Origin of the sequence: Streptosporangium sp. G11, assembly GCF_051192615.1 — a bacterium.
Classification (GTDB): domain Bacteria; phylum Actinomycetota; class Actinomycetes; order Streptosporangiales; family Streptosporangiaceae; genus Streptosporangium.
In genome coordinates this window covers 67,171-85,166 of the sequence record NZ_JBPJUQ010000033.1, presented here as the reverse complement: position 1 = coordinate 85,166, position 17,996 = coordinate 67,171, and the positions used below count along the sequence as shown (strand labels likewise).

Sequence of the window (17,996 nt, the reverse complement as noted above, 5' to 3'; positions counted from 1 at the left end):
CCATCCACGGCCGGTGATCGTCCCGCATGGCCCTCCGTCACCAGGACAGCGCCCGGAACACTCTCAAGATCGGGTGCTCCGGTGGCCGATCGCCTCGCGGAACACCACTGAAAGTGGCTGTGAGCTAGATCACGGTTGAGGTTGACCTCGGGTCAGGGTGCAAGCTCCTCGCAGCGGCACGACGCCGACCGGACATAACAGATTCGAAGGAGTACACCACCATGTCCATCACCCTTTCCGACCAGGACAAGAGCACCCTGCGGACCGCCGCCCTCGACGCCGCCGGGATGGCCACCGCGGACAGCGGGGCTGTGCCGGCGGCTGCTGCAGGGAAGGACCGCCTGGAGCTGCAGAAGGCTATCGAGGAGATCGTCGATTCCGGTTTGGTCGGGGTGACGCTGCGCGTGAACGATGAGCGGGGCGAGTGGGCCGGCAGCGCCGGGGAGGCCGAGCTGGGCGGGACCGCCAAGCCGCCGATCAACGGACACGTCCGGATCGGCAGCAACACCAAGACCTTCACCGCGACCGTGGTGCTGCAGCTGGTGGCCGAGGGCAGGATCGGGCTGGACACCCCGGCGGCGGACTACCTGCCCGAGTTCGGGCTGGACGAGCGGATCACCGTGCGGATGCTGTTGCAGCACACCAGCGGGGTGTTCAACTTCAGCGGCGAGGTCTACGACGACGGGACGATCGCGCCGGGGATCCCCATCCCCTACGGCACCACGGGCAAAGAGTGGATGGACAACCGGTTCAAGACCTACCGGCCGCAGGAGCTGGTGGAGCTGGCGTTGTCCAAGCCGCCGCGGTTCGAGCCGGGGACGGGCTGGAGCTATTCCAACACCAACTACGTGCTGGCCAGGTTGCTGATCGAGAAGGTCACCGGCCGCTCGATCGCCGAGGAGATGCAACGGCTGATCCTGGGGCCGCTCGGGCTGTCGGGCACCATGGTGCCCGACAGCCCGGAGATCCCCGGCCCGCACGCCCACGCCTACTACCGCTACGAGGACGGCGGGGAGCAGAAGACGGTCGACATCACCCGCCAGAACCCCTCCTGGATCTCCAGCGGCGGTGACATGATCTCGACCACCCAGGACCTCCACACGTTCATCTCCGCGCTGCTGGGCGGCAAGCTCCTGCCGGCCCCGCTGCTGGCCGAGATGTGCACCCCGCACCCGACGGGCATCCCCAACATGGACTACGGCCTGGGAGTGTTCGTGCTGACCACGGACGGCGGCGGCACCGTCATCTCCCACAATGGAGCCGCCGTGGGCCACGCGGCGCTGATGTACGGCACACCCGACGGCAGCAAGACCCTGACCGCCGCGCTGAACTGCGTGGACGACGCCGGCTTGTCCATCGCAGCAGCATTCCGGAACGCCCAGCAAAGGCTCCTCAACGAGGTGTTCGGCGGTGGGCAGGCCGATCCGGCTCAGCCGGCGGACTGAACACCTGTGACCCGCACGCCTCGAGGGGCGACCCCTTCCGGCCGTGCGTCAGGGAGAACGCGAACCGGGGCCAGGCCGAGCTCAACGAGCTCGGCCTGGCCCGTCCATACGCTCGGCCATGGCCTGCCTAGTCGCCGAGCTCGAGCACAAGGCAGGATTTCGTAGATGAACGGAGTCACGATCGGGCAGGCGGCGACATTCGTCGGCGTCACGGTGAAGACGGTGCGGCACTACCACAAGCTCGGCCTGGTGAAGGAGCCGGAACGCGACAGCTCCGGCTACCGGCGGTACGGATCGGCCGATCTGTTGCGGCTGGTGCAGGTCCGGACGCTGGCCGCCGCCGGGGTGCCGCTGGCCGAGATCGGATCCCTGATCGACGCCGATGCCACGCTGTTCGCCGCCGCGCTCGCCGACGTCGAGCGGCAGCTCACCGAACGGATCGAGGAGTTGATCGCGCGGCGTGACACGCTGCACCGGCTCGCCGATGGTGACCGGGCTCTGCTGGGCGACCGCGCTGTGGCGCTGCTGGAGCGGATGTCCGGCCTCGGATTCCCCGCGGACGAGGTGGCGGCCACGAGGGAGGGCTGGGTGCTGGCCAAGGCCCTGGCCCCAGAAGGCTTCGACGACTACCTCACCCATTTCGAGCACGCCCTGCGAGACACCCGGCTCCTCGCCTTGACCAGGCGCGCAGCCGAAGCCGCGGCCTGGGAACCGGACGACCCCCGCATCGCCGAGCTCGCCACCGCCGTGGCCGACCATTACCTCACCAGCCCCGCATTGCTGAAGACCGTCACTGGCCTGCAAGCCCGCACCGAGGCCGCGACCCGGTACACGCTGATCGCCCACCACGGCGAAGAGCAGACGCCGGCCACGGCGCGGCTGGCCGCGCTTTTCGAAACCAGGCTCCGCGCCGCCGGCATCCATATCCCCAGGCCGGACTCCCGCTGACCACGCCGTGCTCCGGCCCATCGGCCCGGCGACCGGCCGGGGCCTGTCCACGCACCGACCGGGCTCCACGAACGCCATATCCGCCGGGTCAGCGTGAAAAACCGGAACAGCTCCTCCCCGCCCGATCTCCGGGAACCCCGCAGCGCCTCCAACTCGAAGATCTCCAGGCCAGAACCGGGGAGTCATCGACATCGGAACGGTGGATGGCGGCAACTCCGGCCGATCCGGCTCGCTAACGCCACTGGCCGTTCCGTTGTCGATCAAACTCCGGCTCGCGGCGGCGCGCTGATCCCGGCGAGCGCGGCGGCCCCGTTCGGCGTCGGCGATGGGCCGGTCGTTTCAGCTCTTGGCCGGCTTGACCTCGGAGGTGTCGCGGCGCCCGGCATCGTCTTCGTGTACCGCGGGCAGGGCAGGACGCGAAGCGATCCGCACCAAGCCGGCAAAAGGAAGAGGAGCGGCTCACGCCGCTCCTCTTCCGCGTCGGCCGGGGTTCCTACAGCAGCGAGGGGAGGTCGGCCACGGACGGCAGCAGGTGGGTGTGGCGGTGGCCGCCCAGATCGGCCGCGGTGGCCGCGCCGGTGAGGACGCCGACGACGAAGCCCGCTCCCGCGTTACGGCCGGCGGCGAGGTCGTTCGGGGTGTCGCCGGCGACGAGGACCCGGCCGACGTCGGTGACACGTGCCAGTTCCATGGCGCGGAAGACGAGGTAGGGCGCGGGGCGGCTGAGCGGGACGTCGTCGTTGGCGACGAGGCCGTCGACGGTCTCCCCGACGGTCCAGCCCAGGGCGTCGAGGATGGATTCGGCGATGTCGCGGGAGTAGCCGGTCTGCAGGACGACCTTGACGCCCGCCGCGCGCAGCCTGCCGATGGCCTCGGCGGCGCCGGGGATCGCCGTCGGCGGCGTCGCGGCGTAGGCGGCGGTCAGGCGTTCGACGAAACCGGCGTAGACCTCGGCCACCACCTCGGCGGGGGCCGAGCCGTCGAGGTCGGTGAGCAGGCCCGCGATGGCCTCGTCCTTGCTCGTGCCGGTCCAGCGGTGCAGCACGTCGTCGGGGACGGGCCGTCCCAGGCGCGCTTCGACGGCCTCGGCCACCGCCCGGTAGACGGCGCCGCCTTCCTGCACGGTGGTGCCGGCCATGTCGAGCGCGGCGAGTTCGAAGATGGGCGGCCGCTCCCGTTCGGCTCTGTCGGGCACGGGGGGCGCTGCGGTCACGGCCATGGGTTTCCTCCGGGGTCGAACATGTCACGGACGACGGCGAGTCGCTGCGTCCGGGCGTTGGCGATGGTGAAGGTCGCGCGGTCGGGGCGGTACCGGTCGTCGGCGTACTCCACGGGACGGCCCTCGCTGGTCGTGGCGGTGCGGCGCTCGCGCAGCAGCGGGCCGCCCGCCTCGATCTCCAGGAGGACGGCGTCGGCGGCGGGCGCCGAGATGGCGTCGATCGTGTGGGTGGCCGCCGCGAGATCCGCGCCCCGGGCGGTCAGGCCGGCGTAGATGGATCCGGCGTCGAGGTCGAACTGGAACAGCAGCATGCCGAGGTCGAGGACGAACGAGCTGCGTTCCAGCATGACGGGCCGGCCGTCGAGCAGGCGCAGGCGCAGCACGTCCACGACGTGGTCACCCGGGTCCAGGCCGAGCGCGGCGGCCGCCGCCTCGGAGGCACCACGGCGGGCGATCTCGAGGGTGCGCTGGCCGGGATGGTGGCCCAGCTGCTCGGCCCACGCGGTGAACGACAGGAAGGTCTCGAACGGCTGGCCCATCGGCGCGCGCCGGACCACCGGCGACTGGCCCTGGCGGCCCTCGATGAGGCCCTCGTTGCGCAGCGCCGCCAGCGCCTGCCGGACCGTGCCCCGGGAGGTGTTGAACTCCTCGACGAGCTGGGCCTCGGACGGCAGCGGCCCGCCGACGGACAGGGTGCCCGCGACGATCCGGCCGCGCAGGGCGCCGGCGATCTTGGCATGCATGGATTCCGACGACATGAGCTGACCATACAAGTACTGATACGGGGAGTGTCAACCGGCCGGGATTTCCACAAATTAGCAGGTGAACAGCGTATTAATTTGTCTATACAAGCTCCTCTGTCTGATTGACGGGCAGCGCTCTCCGGGGAGAACCTTCTCGCCGTGACCCGCCTCTCAGAGCCGACAGTGCTCCCTGTTTCCCCGGTCGACCTCCTCGTGGTCGGCGCGGGCGTCGTCGGCCTCGCGCACGCCGTCGAAGCGGTCCTGCGCGGCCTGTCGGTCGTCGTCGTCGAACGTGACGCGTTCGCGGTGGGTGCCTCGGTGCGCAACTTCGGGCACATCTGCACGACCGCACAGGACGGGCTCGCGCTCACCTACGCCCTCGCGGCCCGGGAACGCTGGCTGTGGCTCGCCGAGGAGGCCGGATTCACCGCGCTGGAGTGCGGGACCGTGGTGGTCGCCCGCCGGCCGGACGAGATGGCCGTCCTGGCGGAGTTCGCCGCCGCTCGCGGGGCGGAGCAGGCGGTGCTGCTGGACCGCTCAGGCGTGGCCGCGCATCTGCCCGCGCACGACCCCGGGGTCGTGGGCGGCGCCCATCTGCCCCTCGACCTGCGGGTCGATCCGAGGGCGGCGATCCCGGCCCTGGCCGCCTGGCTGGCCGCGCAGGGCGTGCCGATCCTGTGGCGGACCAATGTGCTGTCGGTCGAGCCCGGCCTGGTCCGCACCGCCCGCGGCGACGTCCGCGCCGCCCGGACCGTCATCGCGGTCGGGCACGACGTCGACCGGCTCCTGCCGGAGGTCGCCGACGACGCCGGGCTGACCCGGTGCAGCCTGCAGATGCTGCAGGTCGCCGCGCCCGGTGGCGTGCGGGTGAGACCGGGCGTGCTGACCGGGCTCTCCCTGCTGCGCTACGCCGGGTTCTCCTCTCTGCCGGCGGCCGAGCCTGTCCGCGACCGGATCAGGCGGGAGGCGCCCGAACTCACCGACGCCGTCGTCAACCTGATGTTCACCCAGCGCCCCGACGGCGACCTCGTCCTCGGCGACACCCATCACTACGCGCCGACCCACGAACCGTTCGACGACGAGAGGCTCGCCGAGCTCGTCCTGCGCGAAGGGGCCCGGCTGCTCGGCGTCCCCGAACTGCGCGTGCGCAAGCGCTGGCGGGGCGTGTACGCCTCGGCCGGCACCGACTTCCTCGACCGGGAGGTGGCCGACGGCGTCCGCGTCGTCTCCGTCACCTCCGGCATCGGGATGACGACGGCCCACGGACTGGCCGCCGCCGTCCTCGACTCCCTCACCTGACCTTCTCCTTCACCTGACCTCCTCCTTCACCTCGAAAAGGAACCCCTCATGCGCAACACCCATCGCACCCTGGCCGCCGCCGCCCTCGTCCCGCTGACCGCCCTCGCGCTCACCGCCTGCGGTGGCCACGCCGAACCCGGCAAGGCGGTGGCCGGCACGTCCACCACCTGCCCGAACGGCAAGATCCGCTTCGGCGTGGAGCCGTTCGAGGACGCCGCCAAGCTCACGCCGACCTACAAGGTGCTCGGCAAGGCGCTCGAGGCCAAGCTGAACTGCCCGGTCGAGGTACAGATCGTGCAGGGCTACGCCGCCGAGGTCCTCGCCATGCAGAACGGCAAGCTCGAGATCGGCCAGTTCGGCCCGCTCGGATACGTCTTCGCGTCCCGCCGCTCGGGCGCCGAGGCGGTCGCGACGTTCGGCAACCCCGACAAGTCGGTCTCCAGCTACAAGGCCGGCATCTGGGTGCCCAAGGACAGCCCCATCACCGACGTCGCCGGGCTCAAGGGCAAGAAGATCGCGCTGTCGGAGGCCGGCTCGACCTCCGGCGACGCGCTCCCTCGGTACGCCATCCGCAAAGCCGGGATGAAGGACACCGACGTCAAGCTCAACTACGCCGGCGGCCACCCGCAGGCGCTGCTCGCGCTGACGTACGGCAAGGTCGACGCGGCCGAGATCAACACTCAGCAGCTGGCCAGCGCCACCAAGGAGGGCAAGTTCGACCCCGCGAAGTACCGGCAGATCTGGGCCTCCGACCCGATCGCCAACGACCCGATCACGGTCGCCAAGGGTCTGGACCCCGCGACCAAGAAGGCCATCATCTCCGCCCTGACCTCGCTCACCCCACAGGACGTCGCCCAGGTCGGGGCCTATCTCGACGTCGAGCCCGGCCCGCTGGTCGCGGTCACCCAGGCCACCTACCAGCCGCTGTTCGACCTGGCCGACTCCCTCGGCCTGACCGACGACAAGCTGTAGGACCCGGTGATGACGATCAACGATCAGCAGCCCGTTCTGACCGTGCGTGGCCTGGCCAAGTCGTTCGGCGGCCGGACCGTCCTGTCCGGGTTCGACCTGGACGTGGCGCCGGGCGAGGTGGTGGCCCTGCTCGGCGCCAACGGTTCGGGCAAGTCGACCGCGCTGAAGTGCGTGGTCGGCCTGGTCCGCCCGGACAGCGGTGAGGTCCGTGTCGGCCCCGTCGCCATGGTGTTCCAGCAGATCCACCTCGTCCGGCGCAGGTCCGCGCTGGACAATGTGTGCGCTGGAGCGCTGGGCCGGCTGCCGCTTCGCCACTCCTGGTCACCGCTCGCCTTCCCGCGTGACCTGCGCGAGGAGGCGATGGCGTGCCTCGACCGCGTCGGGCTCGCCGACCGGGCGCACGAGCGGGTCGCGGCGCTGTCCGGCGGCCAGCAGCAGCGGGTCGCGCTGGCCCGCGCGCTGTGCCAGCGGGCCGCGGTACTGCTCGCCGACGAACCGGTCTCGGCGCTCGACCCGTCCGCCGCGGACAAGGTGATGCGGATCATGACCAACCTGGCCCGCAGCGAGTCCATCGCCGTGGCGGCGGTGCTGCACCAACCGGAACTGGCCCGCCGCCACGCCGACCGGATCGTCGGGCTGCGCGACGGCCGGATCGTCTTCTCCGGTCCGGCCGGTGAGATCCCACAGGAGCAGATCTCGGCCCTGTACGTGGCGGACGAACCCGCCGGCACCGCCGACCGGGAGAGGCAGAGCGCATGAGCGTCATCGCATCCGGCAGTACACCCCAACGCCTCGCCGTGCCCAGGAGGAAACGCCGCCCGCGGATCGTGCTCGCGGCCCTGCTCATCGCGGTGGTCGTCGTGGCCCTGCACGTCGCGGCCTGGATCGGCACCGGCATGGACCTCGGAATGCTCGTCGAGGGCTGGCACGGCATGGCCCGGTTCGTGTCCGAGGCACTGCCGCCGGACCTCACCTGGTCGCCGATCATCCGCGAGGGCCTGGAAGCCTGCCTGGTCACGCTGTGGATCGGGCTGCTCGGCACCACCCTGTCCATCCCGTTCACGATCGTGCTGTCGGCCCTCGGCTCCCGGACGACCGGCGGCAACGCCGTCGTCTACCAGGCGGCCCGGTCGACCATGTCGTTCCTGCGGGCCGTACCCGACGTGGTGTTCGCGCTGATCTTCGTCACCGCGGTCGGTCTCGGGCCGTTCGCCGGCGTTCTCGCCCTCGTCTGCCACAACACCGGCGTCATGGGCAAGCTGTGGTCGGAGGCGATGGAGGAGATCGACGACGGACCCGCGCAGGCCCTGCGAATCGCGGGCGCCCGGAAGTCGCAGGTCATGCTGCACGCCGTACTGCCCGCCTGCCTCCCTCAGCTCGCCGGGCTGGTGCTGTACCGGCTGGACGTGAACGTCCGGGCCTCGCTCGTCCTCGGCCTCGTCGGCGCGGGCGGTATCGGCTTCCTCATCAACCAGTCGATCCAGCTCTTCCGCTTCGACCAGATGCTCACCTACATCCTCATGGTGCTCGTCCTGGTCGTCGTGGTGGACCTGCTCAGCTCGTCCATCCGCCGGAGGCTCGCGGTATGAGCGGCATCCGGCTCGATCCACCCGCTGTCGCGATGCTGTGGCAGGGGGTCGGCCGGGCGCACCGCGAGTTCACCGTGGCCGAGGTCGCGCTCGGCCCCGGCGAGGTGCTCGTCGAGGTCGAACTGGCCACCGTCTGCGGCTCCGACCTGCACACCGTTTCCGGCCGCCGGCCCGGCCCCGCACCCATGGTGCTCGGGCATGAGACCGTCGGCCGGGTCGTGCACCTGGGCCCGGGGCCCGCTGCACGAGACGTCGGCGGCCGGCCGATCACGGCAGGCGACCGCGTCTCCGTCGGGATCTACTCCTCCTGCGGCGACTGCCCGCCTTGCCTTCGCGGCCTGCCGCAGAAGTGCGAGCGCCTGTTCAAGTACGGACACGCCGCCGGGGCCGCGCTGTACGGCGGGTACGCGAGCCACCTGCACGTCCGGGCCGGCACGCCGCTCGCCGCCGTACCGGAGGACCTCCCGGCGGGCGTGGCGGCGGCGATCGGCTGCGCCACGGCCACGTCCGTCGCGGTCGTGGCGGCCGGCGGCGATCTGTCCGGGCGCTCGGCCACCGTGTGTGGCGCCGGGCTCCTCGGCCTGCTGACGACGGCCATGCTGACCGAGGCGGGCATGGCCGTCACGGTCCTCGACCCGGACCCGTCCCGGCGCGCCCTCGCCCTGACCATGGGAGCCACGGCCGTGCTCGACGCGATCACGGAACCTCCGGTGGCGGACCTGTACGTCGAACTGTCCGGTGCCGCGGCGGCCGCCCGGGCCGCACCGCGGCGGACCGCGTACGGCGGCGTCATCGTCCTCGCCGGAACCGTCTCTCCCGGCGTCGACCTCGCCTGGGACGCCCAGGACATCGTCCGTGGCCTCCTCACCGTCCGCGGGGTCCACAACTACACGCCCGCTCACCTCGCCGAGGCCGCTTCCTGGTCCGCCCGGGCCGTATCCCGGTGGCCGATCGCCGAATTCCTCGGCCCCGTCCACCCCCTGGCCGACCTCGACCTCGCTCTGGTGGCCTCCGCCCGCGCCACCAGCATCCGCGTCGGCGTGGCCCCATAGATGAGCGATTCCCCCGCGAGGCTCCGGGACCGGGAACCTCGCCTCCCGACAGCCGGAGGACTTCGGTGGCCGCCGAACGTGACCTCCTGAGCTGGGACGAAAGTCCCGTATTGCGGCTCTCCGCAGCTTCGGGAGTCCGAGGCCGTCGCGGCGGTTTACCGCCGATGACTGTTCCGCTGTTCCTCAATCCCGTACCTGCTCTGTCCTCGAATACGCGGCGGATGCATGGAATGTCAAATGATTGGAGTTTCCATGTATATTGGCCGCCATGGATGACACGCACCTGACCCGCGACCTCATCGCCTATCTGTTCGCCCTGCGCGACCAGGTGCAGGCCGAGCTGAAGGTCCTGCTTCGCGAGCTGGAACTCACCGACACCCAGGCCTATGCGTTGTGGCAGCTCAGCGACGAAGCGGAGCCGATGACCGCGCGCCGTCTCGCCGACCGGCTCAACTGCGACGCCTCGACCGCCACCTCCCTGATCGACCGGCTGGAGAGGCATGGCCTGGTCCGGCGGGCGCCGTATCCCGGGGACCGCCGCGCGAAGATCCTTCAGCTCACGCCCCGGGGGTGCGAGCTACGTGACCGCGTCGTGCAGTACACCGCCCAGCGGTCGCCGTTCGCCAGGCTCGATCGCGACAGTCAGCTACGCCTGCACGCGCTGCTCGGTGAGGCGGCCGGGGCGCGAGCCGCCGAGACCGCGTCATGAAGACGGCCATCATCACCGGAGGCGCGGGCGGCCTGGGCCTGGTGACCGCACGTCACCTCGCCCGCGCCGGCATGGACGTGGTCCTCGTCGGCAGGAACGCGGCCCGCACCGCCGCCGCGGCCAAAGACCTGACCGCCCGCTCCTACACAGCCGACCTGTCGCAATGGGCGCAGGTCCGCGACCTGGCGAGCACGCTGGCCACATCCGAGGGCCCGATCTCCGTCCTGATCAACAACGCCGGAGCCGCGTTCCCCCGCTACCAGGAGACGATCGACGGCATCGAGCGCACCTACGCCGTCAACCACCACGCGCCGTTCCTGCTGACGCACGCGCTCCTGACGGCGGGCGCGCTCGCCGACGACGCCCGAATCATCAACATGTCCAGCTTCGTGGAGAAACGCGGCCGACTGAACGCGACTGATCCGGATGTCTCCGGCACGTCGTGGCGCGACCGTTTCTACTCGCAGATCCACGTGTACGCGACGGCCAAGCTGCTCGGTCTCCTGGCATCCGCCGAGCTCGCCCGCCGCCTGCCCGCAGGTATGCGGGTCTACAGCGCCAACCCCGGCATGGTGAAGGGCACCCGGATGAACGCCGACGCCGGCGGGCTGATGCGGCTGACGGCTCCGCTGTTTCGGCCGTTCTCCATCACGCCGCAGGAGGGCGTGCGGACCGGGGTGTGGCTGGCCACCGCCGACCCGGCACCGGAGCCGAGCGGCGGCTTTTTCACCGACTCCGCCCCAGCGACACCTTCACGATCGGCCACGGACACCACCCTCGCTCGTGTCGTCTACGACCGGACCGCCGCCCTGCTGGGTATTTGATCTCAGCGCGACCCCCGAGTCGGCGTGTTGCCGTTGACGCCGGAGACCTTGAGCCGCTCGGCGGTTCTGCCCGATCTCTTGCCGCGAAGATGCGCCGGCACCCGGCCGCCGTGGGAGCGTTGAGCCGGCTCCTTGGCCTTCGAGGAGGATGGGTGCCGGCTCCGCCCACGACGGAACCGGGGCCGGGGAACGGGCGGACAGCCGTTGGCGGTGAGAAAGATCTTGTTTCTCGTTGTGGCGGTGAGCTGGTCGAATGCGAAACGGTCAGGCCCGCCGAGGTGAGGGCGGGGTCCGAGGCAACACCGCTCCGACGTCCCGCGCAGCCTTCCGCGACCTGTGGCTCAGCCTTCGATACCGACGTCCCACGCCACAAGGTCAGCGACAGGGCCGGTCAACGTGTAGGTGCGTTGACGGCCTCTTCGGGCCCCGCCGGTCCGATGTCGTCGGTGGCGGAATGAACCCGCAGGAGCCCCTCGACTCCGCGCAGGAAGGTCTCGCAGATCAGCGCCGGGTCGAACAGGCAGCCGGCGGCCATGGCGCCGTCGCGCATCATCACGAAGTGGCGGGCGGCGGGCTCGGCGCCTGTCTCCCGGATCTTGGCCAGCAGCTCCGTGACGGTTTCCAGGAACCATTGGCGGTGGGCGAGCAAGGCCTTGCGCACCGGGGACTCGGGGGCGGGATACTCGGCGGCGGCGTTGAGGAAGGCGCATCCCCGGAAGCCGGGGGACTGGATGCCCTGGGCGATGGACCTGCTGAGGGCTCGGACGGCGTCGGCGGCCGGGAGCCCGGCGGTCAGGGCCTCGTCCGCCTGGCTCCGCATGGCCCGGTCGACCTCGTTCAGGTAGGCGAGGACAAGGTCTTCCTTGCCGGGGAAGTGCCGGTAGAGGGTGGCTCGCGTCACCTGCGCTTCCGCGACGATGCGATCGATGCCGACGGCGTGGATGCCCTCCGAGTAGAAGAGCCGGGTGGCCGTGTCGAGCAGCCGGGATCGCGCTTCGGATGGCCGGCCTTCGGGTTGGCTGCGCATGCCACCATCCTAGTGGGTAGAACGTTCGGTCTTGACAGCTCACGCCGTAGGTTGCCATGCTGTGTCGCGATAGAACGTTCTGTCTTGTGGGGGAGCTGTTCCAGTCGTGCATCGCCCTGACCTGATCGAACAGCCTGTACCGCCGATGACTGTCCCGTTGTTCCCCGACCCCGTACCCCGTCAGCAGGCAGGACCAGGCCATCGCGCCGGGCGACGAGCGCTCCCTGACGAAGCGGGCCAAGGCCCACACCGAAGGTGAACTCCTCGCCCGCTGCCATGGCCGGCCACGCCGACCCGGTCTCCCACCTGATCGAGAAGGCCGACCGCGGAACGCGCTGAACCGCTCTCCTCGTCACTCATCCATTGAAAGGATCATCATGAGCACTATCGCTGTTTCGCCCAATGTTTCCGGGGCCGCGTCCGCACTGCGGCGGCTGTACTTCGTCCGGTTCGCGTTCGCCATCGTCTGGGCCCTCGTGATGTTCACGACCGCCTCGAAACTGGGTCCGGTCGCGGTCACCCTGCTCGTGCTCTACCCGTTGTTCGACGTGGCCGCCGCCATCGTCGACGCCCGCGCGTCGCGCACCACCGGATCACCTGCCCTGCTGTACGTGAACATCGTGGTCAGTCTGATCACCGCCATCGGTGTGGCCATCGCCTGCGCGTCCGGCATCCCGGCGGTGCTGCGCGTGTGGGGCGCTTGGGCGATCGTGGCCGGGCTGGTCCAGCTGATCGTGGGTGTCACCCGCCGCAATATGGGCGGCCAGTGGCCGATGATCATCAGCGGCGGCATCTCCGCACTCGCCGGCGCGTCGTTCATCCTTGGTGCCTCCGCGGACAACCCGACGCTGATCAACGCGGCCGGCTACGCCATCCCCGGCGGCATCTTCTTCCTCATCTCGGCCTTCCGTCTCGGCCGCGCCGCGAAGGGAAACTGACATGGACGGCAACACTTACGACGTCGTCGTCCTCGGGGCCGGCCCGGTCGGGGAGAACGTCGCCGACCGGGTGGTGCGGGGCGGGCTGAGCGCCGCCGTCGTCGAGCGCGAGCTCGTCGGTGGGGAGTGCTCCTACTGGGCCTGCATGCCGACCAAGGCATTGCTGCGCAGCGCGGCGGCGTTGCGGGCGGCGCGTCAGTTGCCGGGAGCGCGCGAGGCGGTGACCGGTGGTCTCGACGCGGCTGCGGTGCTGGGCCGTCGGGATGCCTTCGCCTCACACTGGAAGGATGACGGTCAGGTCGATTGGCTCGATTCGGCCGGGATCGCTCTGCACCGTGGTCAGGGCCGGATCGTGTCCGCGAACGTGGTCGAGGTGACCGGCGACGACGGCGTCCCGGTCACGTTGACGGCCCGGCACGCGGTGGTCATCGCGACCGGAAGCGGCGCGCTGCTGCCGGACGTTCCCGGTTTGCGCGAGGCCACGCCGTGGACCAGCCGGGAGGCGGCCGCCGCGAGCGCGGTCCCCGGCCGGTTCGCGGTCATCGGTGGTGGCGTGGTGGCGTCGGAGATGGCGACCGCCTTCGCCGCCCTGGGATCCTCGGTGACGATGCTGGCTCGTGACGGTGTGCTGCCGCTGGCCGAGCCGTTCGCCGGCGAGCGGATCACCGAGTCGTTGCGGGAGGCCGGTGTGTCGGTACGCCTCGGCGCGGAGACCGCATCGGTGCGCCGCGACGAGGCCGGAACGGTGCACATCACGATGACCGACGGTGAGCAGGTCGAGGCCGACGAGGTTCTGGTGGCGATCGGCCGGACACCGAACACCCAGGACATCGGTCTCGGCGCCGTCGGCCTGACGCCGGGAGCCTGGCTCACGGTGGACGACACGCTGCGCGTGGTCGGGGAGGACGGGGCACCGATCGGTGACGGGTGGCTGTACGCCGCCGGTGACGTCAACCGGCGAGTGCTGCTGACCCACCAGGGCAAATACCAGGCCCGCGCGGTCGGCGACGTCATCGTGGCGCGGGCGAAGGGCGAAGCGGTCGAGGACGGCCGCTGGGGCCGGCACGTGGCCACGGCCGACGAGCGCGCGGTGCCCCAGGTGGTCTTCACCGAACCGGAGATCGCGTCGGTGGGGCTGACCGCGGCCGCGGCCGAGGCCGCCGGGGTACGGATCCGCGTCGTCGACTACGACCTGGGCGCCGTCGCCGGATCCGCCCTGCACGCCGACGGCTACCGGGGGCACGCCCGCATGGTCGTCGACGAGGACCGGAAAGTGATCGTCGGTTTGACGCTCGTCGGCCCGGACGTCGCGGAACTGCTGCACGCCGCGACGATCGCGGTCGTCGGCGAGGTTCCGCTGGACCGGCTGTGGCACGCGGTTCCGGCGTTCCCCACGGTCACCGAGGTGTGGCTGCGGCTGCTGGAGGCGTACGGCCGCTGACCGTCCGGTCAGGTGCCGGTGCCGTGGCGGCCGCTCAACCGAAACCGCATGATCACGCCGATCCATCAGGTCGTGACACGGGCACCGACGTCCCACGTCACAAGATCGGTGACAGAGCCCGTTCACCCGTATCACTCGTGACCGTGATAGGCACGCAGCTCACGGCGCACCTGGTGACGGTCGCGGCGGCGCTCTTCGCGGCGGAAGCGGGACCACTCTCGGCCCCCATGGCCGTACCCGAACAGGTGGTAGGCGTAGGCGGTGGCGCTCCAGTGGCAGCTGCCCGTGCGATGACTCAGAGACGCGCTGTCAGCGGTGATCTCGTCCGGCAGCGTGCAGGGCCCGAACCGATGATCATGCACGGGCAGGCAGGTCGCCATCGGCGCGTCGGCCATCCGCACCCACCAGGGCCGGGTCTTGTCGGTCTTGCTCATACGGTCACCTTTCGGCTCCGTGACGCCCCGGGTTGGGGCTGTCACAAGACCGGATGCACCGTGATCACCTCCGACTTCACGCAGACATATCAGGACCGAAAGCGACCTCGCCGCTCAAGGAAACCGATTCCGACGTTACTACGAGCCGCAGGGGTGCGCATTGTGCACAGCCACCGGCTGGTGACCCGGACCCCGAGAGGAGAGCCTTCGGGGTCTGGTCACGGCTGTATCGCCCGGCGGTCGCCGGGCGATACAGCCGCCCTGCTCAGCCCTCCTGAGGAAGATCGTCATGGAAGGGACCCGTCGACGCGGGGGTGCTGAACGCCGGGGCGGCCCGCGTACCGGGCAGGTTCCGGCGACGTCCGGTGTCGATGGACGGCCACCGGGCCGCGGCCGCCGCCGCGGTGCTGGGCGTCACGGTCGTGATCCCGGCCCACCACGACGGATGGACGCACTTCTCCGAAGGACGCGCGGAGGTGCGGACGGCCTTCGAGGAGGCCGGCCTGTCAGCCCTGCCGCGCCTGGCCGGCCACGGATCCTGGTCGGCGCTGCGCGGCTGACGGTTCGCGTGGCCGCCGGCCGTCGAAAAGGACGGGCGCGGATTGTGGCGACAAGACCGGACGCCCTGATGTTCCGGCAGCCCAGCCATGCTCTGGCCGACTTCCTTTAGCGGTGCGGAGCCTTGGGCAGGAAGGGGCCGTCGGCTCCCTTCAGCTTCGTGGTCACCTTGGCGGCCGCAGGGGCTTTGATGGAGACTGTGCGCCCCCAGCCCGTGTAGCGGATCTCGGCGCGCTTCTTGTTGCCGAAGGAGCTGTAGGTGGTCATCCGGTAGGGCAGGCCCGAGGCGCTCACGACCAGCTTCCAGCGCACGACCGCCTCGTCGTTGACGCCCCACCATACGGTGGTGCGCGCCCAGGGCGAGAGCTTGACGAGCTCCTTGAGGGTGATCTCTCCGGCGTAGGTGCTGCCGCTGCGCTTGGACCTGGCGAGCATCATCTTGAGGGTGCCCGGATCGGCGGCGTTGATGAGTTCACCCAGCATGGCCGAGCGGCCGGAGGTCCATCCGGGTGACTGCTTCCACCAGACCTTGCCCTTCGGCATGAGGGTCCCCACGATGAACCCCCGCACGTAGGAGGTCCTGCCGATCCTGATGGTCTGCTCGGGATCCTCCATGTAGGAAAGGTCCTCTTTGTCGTCGGTAAGGTGCCCGCCTCGGAGCTTGGGCTCTCCGGTTGGGGCAGGTTGGGTCGGATTGGGGGCGGTGGTCAGTGACGGCGGGCTGTGATGATCCAGGCACGCGAGTCGAAGTACACGCCGCTGTCGGTGTTGTGGGCGGCGAGGGTGGCGCGTAGCCGCGTGCGTGCTCGCTCGGCCGTCGTATTCCCGCAGGCGGAGCACGTTGTCGAAGGCGGTGGCGGCGTCCGGGCCGTAGTAGACGGGCTCGCGCACGTCGGTGAAACTGACCTGGGTGAAGCCCGCCGCCGTCAGGACGCCTTGCGTGATGGTCGGGTCGGCGAGTGAGAACGGGCCCGGACCGCCGGTGGGAGGGGCGGGTGTGGCCGTTGCGGCGGTGAGGCTCCGGCGGATCGCGGAGGCCCATTCATTGCGGTCGCGATCTTGCCAGACCAGCAGCACGAGGCGCGCTCCGGGGCGCAGGGCGCGCCCGATATTGGTGAACGCGGCGACCGGGTCAGCGAAGAACATCGCTCCGAACCTGCTGATACAAAGGTCGAAATGCGCCGATGGGAAGCGGTGAACCTGAGCGTCCGCCTGCTGGTAGGTAATGTTGGGCAGTTTTTGGTCGTCACTGAGCCGGCGGGCCCGTTCGAGCATTGGCGCGGAGAGGTCGACGCCTACCACGCTTCCGGTGGCGGCGGCGCGGGCGGCCTCGCGCGTGGACTGCCCCGCACCACAGCCGATGTCGAGCACACGGTCGCGGGAGCCGACGCGGGCAGCGGCACGGAAGAGTTCGTTGTGCGCACGCAGCTCCGCGTCGTAGTCGAACAGGTCGGTCTGCCTGGTCCCGTGCTCACCCGCGGCCGGCTCGGAGTTCGGCCGCATCTGGTCACCCCGCTGGTCGGACATCACCGTCACCGGATCCTCTCGATACCGATTCGACATGTTGGCCGGTCGTGTGGATGCCGATCTCTCAAGGCTCTGTCGGGCCCTTCGCGGAGTACGCCTCGCATCCGGTCCAGCGACACCGTTTCCGGCGGGAGGTCCGCCGGCCACCAGGTGGCGCCCGCCTTGGCGGAGAGCGCCGGATCGGCGCCGGGCGAGAGGGCGACGGCGATGTCATACGGGCTCGTCTTTTGCCGGCGGAGATCGGTGATGGTGGTGACGACGATCTCGGCGTGCCGGAGCCGGCGCCTGGCGGCGGCCCGCGCGGGCCGCCGCCATGCCTCGACGTCCGGCGGGCCGGCCGCCGGGGAACGGTTCACCGCTCGATCCTCGTGGCAGAGGCGTAGCCCGCCAATATGTCCGCCACCTCTTTGGGGCGGCTGAGCGCGACGCAGTGGCCGCCCGCGATCTCGTCGGGGACGATACCCAGGCGCTCGGGCACCAGCCGGCGAAAGAAGTCGGGCGGGAAGAAGCGGTCCTCGCCGCAGAGCACGAACCTCGTCGGCACGTTCGGCCACGTGTCCAACGGCCACGGAGCGGCCGACGCGGCCCTGGACGGATGGTCGCGCTCCTTACCCATCGCCTCCTCGGCCAGCTCCCGGGGTACATCGTGGTAGAAGCTCACGAATGGATCCGCGTTGCCGGTCAAACCGCCATCGCGCTCGGCCTGCTCCTCCACCGCGCTCTGGCAGCCGGTGCCGGCCCACCACTCGTCCGGCGACTCACCCGGCGACGGGATCATGCCGGCCAAAAGGACCAGCACATCGACGGGCAGCCGATCGGCGACCAACGGGGCGGTGAACGCGCCGAACGAGTGACCCACGACGACCAGGTCCTGCCTGTCACCGACGGCCTCGACCACGGCGTCGGCGTAGTCCGCCAGGGTCTTCGACTCGTCGTCACCCGGAAGGTCGGGAGCCAGCACGTCGTGCCCACGCGCTCGTAGCTCGGCCTCCACCAGGTGCCAGGACCATCCGACGTCTCCTCCGCCGTGGATCAACACGAATGTGCTCATTGGACTCTCCCTTGATTGTTGGAACCCGGATTCATCGGTGGAACTCGGAGCGCACGACGACGGCGACCGTGAGCACCCCAGCAGCTGCCGACGGGTCACGGCCAGTCGACCCAGACCGCCACGCACCGCCGGCGCCTCGCCCACCAGCAGGCCGGCCGTCAGGAAGCGGACACCGGCGCTCACGAGGGGCGGCATCTCCTCGACCATGATCCGGATCGCG

18 protein-coding genes are annotated in these 17,996 nt (G+C 70.5%); 12 read left to right on the top strand and 6 right to left on the bottom strand.

Going from position 1 to position 17,996, the window contains the following annotated elements; all coding sequences use genetic code 11:
* Positions 1 to 221: 221 nt before the first annotated feature.
* Together ACSDR0_RS27500 and ACSDR0_RS27495 are read left to right on the top strand one after the other, a co-directional pair.
* Positions 222 to 1,445 carry a serine hydrolase domain-containing protein gene (locus tag ACSDR0_RS27500; RefSeq protein ID WP_435291774.1) on the top strand — a complete coding sequence of 408 codons (1,224 nt, stop codon included), beginning with the start codon at positions 222 to 224 and terminating at the stop codon, positions 1,443 to 1,445.
* A 165-nt stretch (positions 1,446 to 1,610) separates the two neighbouring features.
* On the top strand, positions 1,611 to 2,393 hold the full coding sequence (locus ACSDR0_RS27495; protein WP_435291773.1) for a MerR family transcriptional regulator: 783 nt from the start codon (positions 1,611 to 1,613) through the stop codon (positions 2,391 to 2,393).
* A 493-nt stretch (positions 2,394 to 2,886) separates the two neighbouring features.
* Here ACSDR0_RS27495 and ACSDR0_RS27490 read toward each other — a convergent pair whose 3' ends face one another.
* Positions 2,887 to 3,612 (bottom strand): phosphonatase-like hydrolase, encoded by a 726-nt coding sequence (locus ACSDR0_RS27490; RefSeq protein ID WP_435291772.1) that lies wholly within the window; start codon positions 3,610 to 3,612, stop codon positions 2,887 to 2,889.
* Positions 3,603 to 4,370, bottom strand: a complete 768-nt coding sequence (locus ACSDR0_RS27485) for a GntR family transcriptional regulator (RefSeq protein ID WP_435291771.1) — start codon at positions 4,368 to 4,370, stop codon at positions 3,603 to 3,605. Before ACSDR0_RS27485 ends, ACSDR0_RS27490 begins: the two co-directional genes overlap by 10 nt.
* A 144-nt stretch (positions 4,371 to 4,514) precedes the next feature.
* On the opposite strand from ACSDR0_RS27485, the gene ACSDR0_RS27480 reads away from it, so the two are divergent.
* The 7 genes from ACSDR0_RS27480 to ACSDR0_RS27450 all read left to right on the top strand — a co-directional run bounded on the left by ACSDR0_RS27480 (position 4,515) and on the right by ACSDR0_RS27450 (position 10,800).
* On the top strand, positions 4,515 to 5,654 hold the full coding sequence (locus ACSDR0_RS27480) for a TIGR03364 family FAD-dependent oxidoreductase (RefSeq protein ID WP_435291770.1): 1,140 nt from the start codon (positions 4,515 to 4,517) through the stop codon (positions 5,652 to 5,654).
* A gap of 48 nt (positions 5,655 to 5,702) precedes the next feature.
* Positions 5,703 to 6,626: a phosphate/phosphite/phosphonate ABC transporter substrate-binding protein gene (locus ACSDR0_RS27475; protein ID WP_435291769.1), complete on the top strand. Its 924-nt coding sequence runs from the start codon at positions 5,703 to 5,705 to the stop codon at positions 6,624 to 6,626.
* Between the two features lie 9 nt (positions 6,627 to 6,635).
* A complete protein-coding gene (locus tag ACSDR0_RS27470; protein WP_435291768.1) occupies positions 6,636 to 7,385 on the top strand; it encodes a phosphonate ABC transporter ATP-binding protein in 750 nt (249 codons plus the stop codon).
* Positions 7,382 to 8,215, top strand: a complete 834-nt coding sequence (gene phnE / locus ACSDR0_RS27465; protein WP_435291767.1) for a phosphonate ABC transporter, permease protein PhnE — start codon at positions 7,382 to 7,384, stop codon at positions 8,213 to 8,215. The genes ACSDR0_RS27470 and phnE overlap by 4 nt, the downstream gene beginning before the upstream one ends.
* Positions 8,212 to 9,267 (top strand): alcohol dehydrogenase catalytic domain-containing protein, encoded by a 1,056-nt coding sequence (locus tag ACSDR0_RS27460; RefSeq protein WP_435291766.1) that lies wholly within the window; start codon positions 8,212 to 8,214, stop codon positions 9,265 to 9,267. The genes phnE and ACSDR0_RS27460 overlap by 4 nt, the downstream gene beginning before the upstream one ends.
* A 268-nt stretch (positions 9,268 to 9,535) precedes the next feature.
* Complete coding sequence (locus tag ACSDR0_RS27455) at positions 9,536 to 9,976, top strand: MarR family winged helix-turn-helix transcriptional regulator (RefSeq protein ID WP_435291765.1); 441 nt, start codon at positions 9,536 to 9,538, stop codon at positions 9,974 to 9,976.
* Entirely contained in the window at positions 9,973 to 10,800 is an 828-nt protein-coding gene (locus tag ACSDR0_RS27450) for an SDR family NAD(P)-dependent oxidoreductase (RefSeq protein WP_435291764.1), read from the top strand. The genes ACSDR0_RS27455 and ACSDR0_RS27450 overlap by 4 nt, the downstream gene beginning before the upstream one ends.
* A 391-nt stretch (positions 10,801 to 11,191) precedes the next feature.
* Here the strand turns inward: ACSDR0_RS27450 and ACSDR0_RS27445 are convergent, their stop codons facing one another.
* Entirely contained in the window at positions 11,192 to 11,827 is a 636-nt protein-coding gene (locus ACSDR0_RS27445) for a TetR/AcrR family transcriptional regulator (protein WP_435291763.1), read from the bottom strand.
* A gap of 377 nt (positions 11,828 to 12,204) precedes the next feature.
* Between ACSDR0_RS27445 and ACSDR0_RS27440 the strand changes: the two genes are divergently transcribed.
* Both ACSDR0_RS27440 and ACSDR0_RS27435 read left to right on the top strand, forming a co-directional pair.
* Entirely contained in the window at positions 12,205 to 12,765 is a 561-nt protein-coding gene (locus ACSDR0_RS27440; RefSeq protein WP_435291762.1) for a hypothetical protein, read from the top strand.
* A gap of 1 nt (position 12,766) precedes the next feature.
* Positions 12,767 to 14,206, top strand: a complete 1,440-nt coding sequence (locus ACSDR0_RS27435) for a dihydrolipoyl dehydrogenase family protein (RefSeq protein ID WP_435291761.1) — start codon at positions 12,767 to 12,769, stop codon at positions 14,204 to 14,206.
* Positions 14,207 to 14,337: 131 nt separating this feature from the next.
* Here ACSDR0_RS27435 and ACSDR0_RS27430 read toward each other — a convergent pair whose 3' ends face one another.
* Complete coding sequence (locus ACSDR0_RS27430; RefSeq protein ID WP_435291760.1) at positions 14,338 to 14,640, bottom strand: hypothetical protein; 303 nt, start codon at positions 14,638 to 14,640, stop codon at positions 14,338 to 14,340.
* Positions 14,641 to 14,954: 314 nt separating this feature from the next.
* Here ACSDR0_RS27430 and ACSDR0_RS27425 point away from each other — a divergent pair, with 314 nt between their 5' ends.
* On the top strand, positions 14,955 to 15,200 hold the full coding sequence (locus ACSDR0_RS27425; RefSeq protein WP_435291759.1) for a hypothetical protein: 246 nt from the start codon (positions 14,955 to 14,957) through the stop codon (positions 15,198 to 15,200).
* A 106-nt stretch (positions 15,201 to 15,306) separates the two neighbouring features.
* Here ACSDR0_RS27425 and ACSDR0_RS27420 read toward each other — a convergent pair whose 3' ends face one another.
* Both ACSDR0_RS27420 and ACSDR0_RS27415 read right to left on the bottom strand, forming a co-directional pair.
* On the bottom strand, positions 15,307 to 16,725 hold the full coding sequence (locus ACSDR0_RS27420; RefSeq protein ID WP_435291758.1) for a class I SAM-dependent methyltransferase: 1,419 nt from the start codon (positions 16,723 to 16,725) through the stop codon (positions 15,307 to 15,309).
* Between the two features lie 352 nt (positions 16,726 to 17,077).
* Complete coding sequence (locus tag ACSDR0_RS27415) at positions 17,078 to 17,776, bottom strand: alpha/beta hydrolase (protein WP_435291757.1); 699 nt, start codon at positions 17,774 to 17,776, stop codon at positions 17,078 to 17,080.
* Positions 17,777 to 17,996 lie beyond the last annotated feature (220 nt).

Bases quoted from the DNA above. Each gene is read 5' to 3' on its own strand.
- ACSDR0_RS27495 (WP_435291773.1), top strand. From the start codon at position 1,611: ATGAACGGAGTCACGATCGGGCAGGCGGCGACATTCGTCGGCGTCACG.
- ACSDR0_RS27420 (WP_435291758.1), bottom strand. From the start codon at position 16,725: ATGTCCGACCAGCGGGGTGACCAGATGCGGCCGAACTCCGAGCCGGCC.
- ACSDR0_RS27475 (WP_435291769.1), top strand. From the start codon at position 5,703: ATGCGCAACACCCATCGCACCCTGGCCGCCGCCGCCCTCGTCCCGCTG.
- ACSDR0_RS27485 (WP_435291771.1), bottom strand. From the start codon at position 4,370: ATGTCGTCGGAATCCATGCATGCCAAGATCGCCGGCGCCCTGCGCGGC.
- ACSDR0_RS27415 (WP_435291757.1), bottom strand. From the start codon at position 17,776: ATGAGCACATTCGTGTTGATCCACGGCGGAGGAGACGTCGGATGGTCC.
- ACSDR0_RS27470 (WP_435291768.1), top strand. From the start codon at position 6,636: ATGACGATCAACGATCAGCAGCCCGTTCTGACCGTGCGTGGCCTGGCC.
- ACSDR0_RS27435 (WP_435291761.1), top strand. From the start codon at position 12,767: ATGGACGGCAACACTTACGACGTCGTCGTCCTCGGGGCCGGCCCGGTC.
- ACSDR0_RS27430 (WP_435291760.1), bottom strand. From the start codon at position 14,640: ATGAGCAAGACCGACAAGACCCGGCCCTGGTGGGTGCGGATGGCCGAC.
- ACSDR0_RS27460 (WP_435291766.1), top strand. From the start codon at position 8,212: ATGAGCGGCATCCGGCTCGATCCACCCGCTGTCGCGATGCTGTGGCAG.
- ACSDR0_RS27500 (WP_435291774.1), top strand. From the start codon at position 222: ATGTCCATCACCCTTTCCGACCAGGACAAGAGCACCCTGCGGACCGCC.
- ACSDR0_RS27490 (WP_435291772.1), bottom strand. From the start codon at position 3,612: ATGGCCGTGACCGCAGCGCCCCCCGTGCCCGACAGAGCCGAACGGGAG.
- ACSDR0_RS27455 (WP_435291765.1), top strand. From the start codon at position 9,536: ATGGATGACACGCACCTGACCCGCGACCTCATCGCCTATCTGTTCGCC.
- ACSDR0_RS27440 (WP_435291762.1), top strand. From the start codon at position 12,205: ATGAGCACTATCGCTGTTTCGCCCAATGTTTCCGGGGCCGCGTCCGCA.
- ACSDR0_RS27450 (WP_435291764.1), top strand. From the start codon at position 9,973: ATGAAGACGGCCATCATCACCGGAGGCGCGGGCGGCCTGGGCCTGGTG.
- ACSDR0_RS27445 (WP_435291763.1), bottom strand. From the start codon at position 11,827: ATGCGCAGCCAACCCGAAGGCCGGCCATCCGAAGCGCGATCCCGGCTG.
- phnE (WP_435291767.1), top strand. From the start codon at position 7,382: ATGAGCGTCATCGCATCCGGCAGTACACCCCAACGCCTCGCCGTGCCC.